Source organism: Pedobacter sp. 01N416 (assembly GCF_056399685.1).
The window spans coordinates 1-7605 of record NZ_JBFTRT010000226.1; the positions used below are offsets into that span (position 1 = coordinate 1).

At 44.5% G+C, this 7605-nt stretch carries 8 protein-coding genes; 2 read left to right on the forward strand and 6 right to left on the reverse strand.

Annotated features, from left to right (window positions below; all coding sequences use genetic code 11):
• Positions 1-345: hypothetical protein (locus AC1DND_RS13920; RefSeq protein ID WP_477582416.1), on the forward strand; the 345-nt coding region annotated here is incomplete at its 5' end.
• On the forward strand, positions 342-1364 hold the full coding sequence (locus AC1DND_RS13925; RefSeq protein WP_477582417.1) for a hypothetical protein: 1023 nt from the start codon (positions 342-344) through the stop codon (positions 1362-1364). The genes AC1DND_RS13920 and AC1DND_RS13925, both read left to right, overlap by 4 nt.
• Before the next feature lie 523 nt (positions 1365-1887).
• Here AC1DND_RS13925 and moeB read toward each other — a convergent pair.
• From moeB to thiC, 6 genes are all read right to left on the reverse strand, one after another.
• On the reverse strand, positions 1888-2925 hold the full coding sequence (gene moeB, locus AC1DND_RS13930) for a molybdopterin-synthase adenylyltransferase MoeB (RefSeq protein WP_477582419.1): 1038 nt from the start codon (positions 2923-2925) through the stop codon (positions 1888-1890).
• Entirely contained in the window at positions 2919-4043 is a 1125-nt protein-coding gene (gene thiH, locus AC1DND_RS13935) for a 2-iminoacetate synthase ThiH (RefSeq protein ID WP_477582421.1), read from the reverse strand. Before thiH ends, moeB begins: the two co-directional genes overlap by 7 nt.
• On the reverse strand, positions 4030-4800 hold the full coding sequence (locus AC1DND_RS13940) for a thiazole synthase (protein WP_477582422.1): 771 nt from the start codon (positions 4798-4800) through the stop codon (positions 4030-4032). Before AC1DND_RS13940 ends, thiH begins: the two co-directional genes overlap by 14 nt.
• Positions 4801-4811: 11 nt before the next feature.
• Positions 4812-5447: a thiamine phosphate synthase gene (locus AC1DND_RS13945; RefSeq protein WP_477582424.1), complete on the reverse strand. Its 636-nt coding sequence runs from the start codon at positions 5445-5447 to the stop codon at positions 4812-4814.
• Between the two features lie 10 nt (positions 5448-5457).
• Complete coding sequence (locus AC1DND_RS13950; protein ID WP_477582426.1) at positions 5458-6063, reverse strand: thiamine phosphate synthase; 606 nt, start codon at positions 6061-6063, stop codon at positions 5458-5460.
• A gap of 6 nt (positions 6064-6069) precedes the next feature.
• A partial coding sequence (gene thiC, locus AC1DND_RS13955) for a phosphomethylpyrimidine synthase ThiC (protein ID WP_477582428.1) occupies positions 6070-7605 on the reverse strand: 1536 nt, incomplete at its 5' end.

A 7605-nucleotide genomic window follows, 5' to 3' on the forward strand; every position in this document is an offset into this window, starting at 1 on the left:
GAATTAACGGAAAAGAAAAGACGTTTCATTAAGCGCACTTATTTTGGTGTATCAGATAATCCGCTTGATGATGTAAATCCATTTGATGCCTGGGATGAATTTTTAGCGGCTAAGGTAAAGGATATGAATTGGGGGATAGATCCTGATGCCATTAAAAGATCAAAAATCAGGTTTGCCTATAATTTTAACCAGATTTTAGCCCATTATAATGTTTCGCTGGCGCTTGAAGATATCCTGGTCGACCTGGATAAAGATACGCAGACCAACGAAGCGATGATAAACACCTGGGCTGATAAGGCTGTTTTTCCAAGTGATAAGCTTAGCGCTAAAGCGATAGGAAAATGAAAAGGGCGCTATTATTGATCTCCTGCCTGGGTTTTGGAAGCCTGGCAGTTGCACAAACAACTGGTGCGGATACCACGGCAAAAAAAAGTATGGTAGAAGCGTCGGGTTCGTTTAAAGTGTTCGATAAATACGGGCTAAAGCTTGACCTTAAATTTATCGATCCGGAAAAAGGATCATTCGGGATCGATTATCAGTTTCAACTGGATAAAAAACTATTGGGCAAGGATCCGGCTAAAATTAATAAACTTAACCTATCATTAGGCAGTAGGGGTTTTGTAACCGTTGCTGAGGATAAAAACAAAAACAGCAGCCTRATTTCAGAAATTAAATTGGAGGGGCAGCCCCTGTTTCACGTAAAAGGCAAAGACCTTGGGCCGCGTAGCACGATAGATCCACTGGCAGATGATGACCCAGAACTACCTCCTGGAAAAGACCCTCTTGTTCAACAAATACGTGATCAGGCCGCACAGGTAGCTTCGCCCTTGTGGCTATCGTTTAACCTGCATGCGAAACATGAAACCACCCAGGATTTCAGGAATTACGATTTCGCATTTGGCCCGCAGCTTGCTGTTTCCACTTCTTACCTGAGTTCGATCCTCGATTTTCCTTTTGGTTTGTTAAGGGCGGCAAAAAACAACAATCCCAGGCAGTTGGATTTATCTGTCGGTTATGATTACGTAACCGGCGCGAATAAAACCAGCCTTGCCCCTTTGCTTGAAGACTCGAAATTTATGAACAGGTTAAACCTTAAAGCTGAATGGGAAACGGGTATACTTTCTGGAAATGAGCGGATCGCCTTTTTATTCGATTCGTATTACGACCTCGACCGTAATTTATTGTTGAAAAACGCAGGTAAAGACTGGAATTACTTTTACATGATCAGGATAGAAAAGCTGCTTAAAATTAATTTAGGTCCGGGCACTAAAACCAAGATTGCGATCAAGTATACTGCAGGCGAGCTTCCACCAAATTTCGATAAAGGTTTTGTTCTTGGCGGAGGTTTCTCTATCGATTTTTAGTGAAATTCCTTAAAAGCGACGCGCCAAATGATGAGCCAGTTCCGCCTGCTTTGCGCCTTTGTGGTTAAATGACGGGCGCTTTTTTCAGTTTTGTCATTTTGAGAGTTAATTTATTTCATAAAAATCAATATGAATGACATGGTTTTTTAGATATGATAAACGACGAGCTTTCTATTGGAGCCTGGCAATGGTAGTGTAATAGAAGAGACTTATATATTAAAAAACTTTACCCCCAGCTCTGCTGGCCTCTGTGCCTTTCTTTGTGCCCTCTGTGGTTAAAAATTTTAGTTCTAGTTTAAAGATCTCTCCGCTCCGCGTTGCTTTGGTCGAGATGACGACTTTTCTATTGGAGCCTGGCAATGGTAGCGTCCTAGAAGAGACTTATATATTAAAAAACTTTATCCCCAGCTCTGCTGGCCTCTGTGCCTTTCTTTGTGCCCTCTGTGGTTAAAAATTAGTTCTAGTTTAAAGATCTCTCCGCTCCGCGTTGCTTTCGTCGAGATGACGACTTTTCTCAACTGAACTACATCCCCTCCTTCAAACTATATACTTCTCCTTCATAAACCCCCGCCAATAACTGCACTGCCATTTTGCTTCTTTGCCCGGTTTGGCAATAACACACTACTTTTTTGTTTTTTGGGATAGCTGCAAGCGACTCCCTGAGTTCGTACAGTGAAAGGTTGATGCCTCCAATATTGCCGTCTTCATGTTCGTAGCTTTCGCGTACATCAATTAAAAAAACTTCATCAGCATTGGTTTCCAGCCAGCGATCTAATGTTGTGCTATCGATTTCTGGTAGCGCTTTATCGGGTTTGGCAGGCGCTGGTTTTGCGGTATCGGTTGGTTTTTTTGAGGCAATTTTAAATACCAGCAGGGCATTGTTCAATGCATTAACAGTCATCAGTTTGCCTGCAAGTATTTCGCCAAAGCCGCAGATTAATTTTAGGGCCTCATTGGCCATATACAGGCCTATTAGGCCAGGTAAAATGCCGATTACCCCGCCCTCTACACAGTTAATATTTTCAGTTGGTGGTGCTGTATAGAGGTCTCTATAGTTTGCACCGCCCTGGTGGTTAAATACCGCAACCTGGCCTTCAAACTGTAAAATAGAACCGAAAATAAGTGTTTTGCCTAAAGCCACACAGGTATCGTTCACCAGGTAGCGGGTGGTAAAATTATCCGAGCAATCGACTACCAGATCATAATCCTCGCAAATATTTACCGCATTATCGGCCCTAAAACGTTCGTGATAGGCGCTGAAGCCCACATGCGGATTAAGCAATTGGAGTTTTGCTGCGGCAATTTTTGCTTTAGGTTGCCCAATATCGGTATGGTTATATAAAATTTGCCGGTGCAGGTTGCTCAATTCTACCACATCATCATCTACAATGCCGATTGTTCCTATGCCTGCTGCGGCCAAATACTGCAATACCGGGCAACCCAAACCACCTGCGCCGATAACCAATACTTTGGCGGCTTTTAGCTTTTCCTGTCCGGCGGGGCCCAGTTCGGGCAGGATCATCTGCCGGTTGTAACGGTTCAGTTCTTCTTTTATTAACATGATTTTTGGATCAAACTCATATCCCAATCTTTCCAAATGGGCTCATAACCCTGTTTTCTGATCATGGCTGCAATTTCCTGCGCCGAGCGCTCGTCAGATATTTCGAACTGCTCTAAAGATTGCGGTTCTACCTGGTAACCACCTGGATTGGTTTTAGAACCGGCACTAATAGCGGTAATACCCAACTTAATCACCTGGTTTCTGAAAGCTACGGTTTCGCGGGTAGAAATAGACAGCTCTACTTCACTGTTGAATAAGCGGTAAGCACAGATCAGTTGCACCAATTCCTTATCGTTCATCACTACTTTAGGTTCTAAACCGCCGCTAAAGGGGCGCAGCCTGGGGAAAGAAATGCTGAATTTACTTTGCCAATATTGTTTTTCGAGGTAAGAGAGGTGCAGGGCCGTAAAAAATGAATCTGTACGCCAGTCTTCCAGTCCGATTAATACGCCAAGCCCCATTTTATGGATCCCGGCCTGCCCCAAACGGTCAGGCGTTTCTAAGCGGTACAGAAAGTTTGATTTTTTGCCTTTTGGATGGTGTTTCCGGTAATCATCCTGGTGGTAGGTTTCCTGGTAAACCAGTACGGTATTTAACCCGTGCGGAATAAGGGTTTCGTAGTCGGCTACATCCAAAGGCTGCACCTCCATGGATATATGGGCAAAATGTGGGCTGATGAGGTCTAATACTTTTTTAAAGTAATCGGTGTGCACACTCTGGTTGGCTTCGCCGGTAACGAGTAAAACATGGTCGTAACCCATTCCTTTAATTACCGCAACTTCCTGCATAATTTCCATTGGGTTGAGCGTTCTGCGCCTTACTTTATTGTCATAACTGAAACCACAATAGGTACAGATATTATTGCACTCGTTGGAAAGGTAAAGCGGGATATACATCTGGATTACCCGGCCGAAACGGTCTAAAGTTAATCGCTGGCTAAGCTGCGCCATATCTTCGAGATAAGGCAGCGCTGCGGGAGAAATAAGTGCTTTAAAATCTTCCAGATCGCGCTGAGTATTGCGCAATGCCCGTTCTACATCTGCAGCTGTTTTATCGTAAATACTGGCTTTAGTATCGTCCCAATTGTGGGATTCGAATACCTCGTTAAAGCTCTTCATCTAAAAATGCGGTTAGTGGACTGCTTGCTGCAGCATAGTGTGTTTGAGCACCTAGTTTAGACTCGAAAGCCATTCTGCCAGCTTCTACAGCCATTTTAAAGGCAATAGCCATATTGGTTGGATCTTTGGCTATGGCAATGGCGGTGTTCACCAGAACGGCATCAGCACCAATTTCCATGGCTTTGGCTGCATCAGATGGCGCACCTATCCCGGCATCAATAATTACCGGGACCCTGCTCTGGCTGATGATAATCTCTAAAAAATCGATCGTTCTTAATCCCTTGTTACTGCCAATTGGGGAGCCCAGCGGCATTACTGCTGCCGTGCCCACATCTTCCAAACGTTTACATAAAACCGGGTCGGCATGGATATAAGGCAAAACCACAAAACCGAGTTTAACCAGCTCTTCAGTGGCTTTTAAGGTTTCGATCGGATCTGGCATGAGGTATTTCGGATCTGGATGGATTTCCAGTTTGATCCAGTTGGTTTCTAAGGCTTCGCGTGCCAGCTGAGCGGCAAAAACGGCTTCTTTTGCATTGCGCACACCAGAGGTATTGGGCAATAAATTGATGTGCGGATATTTAAGGTGATGAAGGATATCGTCGTCCTTGCCTTTTAAATCTACACGTTTGAGCGCTACGGTAACCAGTTCGGAGGCCGAGGCAATTAAGGCACTTTCCATCTCTTTGGCAGAACTGAATTTTCCGGTACCGGTAAAGAGACGAGAGCTAAAGGTTTGATCTGCTATGGTTAACATATCTGTAATTTTTAAATCGAATGAATACTGAACTTGCTGTTGATTTCTTCAATAACCGCAGCCGTTTGTGTTTGGTTGGTGAGCGCTGCCGAGATGGCGATTCCGTAAATCCCAGTTTCGAGTATAGCAGGAATATCAGCTGCTTCAATGCCACCTATGGCAATAATGGGGGTGTTAATTCCAGCTTTTCGTACTTTTTCCATTAGTTTGTGGTAGCCCGCTAAGCCCACAACCGGGCTCAGGTTTTCTTTGGTCCGGGTAAACCTAAAGGGCCCAAGGCCAATATACTCGGCACCCTCTGCTACCCTTTGCAAAATGTGCTCGAAGGTATTCGCTGTACCGCCGATAATCTGGTGTTTGCCGATAATTTTTCTGGCTTCGGAAATGGGCATATCCTGCAGGCCCAGGTGTACGCCATAACTATTTACGGCTTTTGCCAGGTGCGGAAAATCGTTTACGATAAGTTTGGCACCATACTTTTCGCATAACGCCTGCGCGGCTTTTGCAAAAGGCAGGATTTCGGCTTCGGCCTGGTTTTTAATGCGCAGCTGGATCCACTTTCCGCCAGCTTGGAGCACCTGCTCAATGGCATCTAAATGGGTACCTGTTCGGGGTGCTTGCGAAATATATTGTAATGGGTAAATCATAGCGATGTTTTTAAAACGGTTGATGGTAAGCAAGGCAATGTTGCTGTGCTTTTTTAAAATTGATTAAAGCTTGAGCGGGATCGTTCCAGATGCAGCCCAATAGCGCAATACCATCGAAATTCATTTCTTTTACCTGATCGATCTGGTTGAAGCCAATACCACCCAAAGCGATTAATTTTGTATTGCTGTTAGGCTTGTTTAAATGAAAACCTGGAGGAATAACCCCCATGTAACCTGGCTTGGAAAGGCTGTTGAATACCGGGCCATAAAAACTGTACTGGTATGGCCTAATGCGATCTATAGCTGATAACTGATGAATAGATGTGCTCCATATATGCTTTTGTGGCGGCGGGGTATTAGGCGTAATATTTTTTCTAAAGCTTTCAGTATGGTGGATTCTATTAATGTTATAATCGTTTGCCAGCGCATGGAAATAGTGTAAAGCAATGCGGGGATGGTATTCCGGTAAAATCCCTTCCACAATTTTACGGTAACCGGCCTCATCGGCATTTTCCTTGCGCAAATGGAAAATCTGTAAACCGGCTTCGAAAAGCTGGTTTACAAGATGACATTCTTCTTTAAAAATAGTAGGCTTGGCAATTACAATCAATTCCATAGCGGTTTAAGAATAAATTTCGCTTCCTTTTTGGGTAAACTCTTTCGATTTTTCCTGCATGCCCTGTGCTAAAGCCGCCTCTGCTTCCACACCTTGTTTTGCGGCATAYTCCCTCACATCCTGCGTAATTTTCATCGAGCAGAAATTCGGGCCGCACATGGAACAGAAATGTGCAATCTTGGCACCCTCTGCAGGTAAGGTTTCATCGTGGAATTCTTTTGCGGTATCTGGATCGAGTGAGAGGTTAAACTGATCTTCCCACCTAAATTCGAACCTGGCCTTGCTTAAAGCATTGTCACGGTATTGCGCACCTGGATGGCCTTTGGCCAAATCGGCTGCATGTGCGGCAATTTTATAGGTAATTACACCGTCTTTAACATCTTTTTTGTTTGGCAGGCCCAAGTGTTCTTTAGGGGTTACATAACAGAGCATCGCTGTGCCAAACCAGCCGATCATGGCAGCGCCAATGGCTGAGGTAATGTGGTCGTAACCTGGCGCAATATCGATAGTTAAAGGGCCTAAAGTGTAAAATGGCGCTTCACCACAATGGTCGAGCTGTTTTTCCATATTGGCTTTAATCAGGTGCATGGGTACATGCCCAGGACCTTCTATAATCGTTTGTACATCGTGTTTCCAGGCTATTTTAGTGAGTTCGCCAAGCGTTTCGAGCTCCGAAAACTGTGCAGCATCATTTGCATCGGCAATACAGCCAGGCCTTAAACCATCACCTAACGAAAAGGCCACATCATACGCTTTCATAATTTCGCAGATCTCCTCAAAATGGGTGTACAGAAAGTTTTCTTTGTGATGGGCTAGGCACCATTTGGCCATAATGGATCCGCCACGCGAAACAATACCTGTAATCCTTTTAGCGGTTAAAGGCACATAACGGAGCAGTACACCGGCATGGATGGTAAAATAATCTACGCCCTGTTCGGCCTGCTCAATTAAAGTATCGTGGAAGATTTCCCAGGTGAGGTCTTCGGCTTTTCCGTTTACTTTTTCTAGAGCCTGATAAATAGGAACGGTACCAATGGGCACAGGCGAATTGCGGATAATCCATTCGCGGGTTTCGTGGATATTTTTCCCTGTTGATAAATCCATAATGGTATCGGCCCCCCAACGGCAGGCCCAAACGGCTTTTTCTACTTCTTCTTCGATGGTAGAGGTTACGGCCGAGTTACCGATATTGGCGTTAATTTTTACCAGAAAGTTTCGGCCAATAATCATGGGCTCGAGTTCGGGGTGATTGATATTGCAGGGAATTACCGCCCTGCCAGCTGCTACCTCTGCCCTTACAAATTCGGGTGTGATGTAGCCTTTTGGTGTATTTGCGCCAAAGTTATTGCCTTGGTGCTGGTGGTTCATTACATCGTGCTGATCGCCCAATTGCGCATTTAACAGTTCGATCTGTTGGTTTTCCCTAATGGCGATATATTCCATTTCGGCCGTAATGATGCCTTTTTTTGCATAATGCATTTGAGATACATTGGCACCGACTTGCGCTTTGTAGGGTTTGTTAGTGAAATTAAAGCGTAAGGC

Coding starts and splice junctions, on each gene's coding strand:
- moeB (WP_477582419.1), bottom strand. CDS start 2,925: ATGTTAATAAAAGAAGAACTGAACCGTTACAACCGGCAGATGATCCTG.
- thiH (WP_477582421.1), bottom strand. CDS start 4,043: ATGAAGAGCTTTAACGAGGTATTCGAATCCCACAATTGGGACGATACT.
- AC1DND_RS13940 (WP_477582422.1), bottom strand. CDS start 4,800: ATGTTAACCATAGCAGATCAAACCTTTAGCTCTCGTCTCTTTACCGGT.
- AC1DND_RS13945 (WP_477582424.1), bottom strand. CDS start 5,447: ATGATTTACCCATTACAATATATTTCGCAAGCACCCCGAACAGGTACC.
- AC1DND_RS13950 (WP_477582426.1), bottom strand. CDS start 6,063: ATGGAATTGATTGTAATTGCCAAGCCTACTATTTTTAAAGAAGAATGT.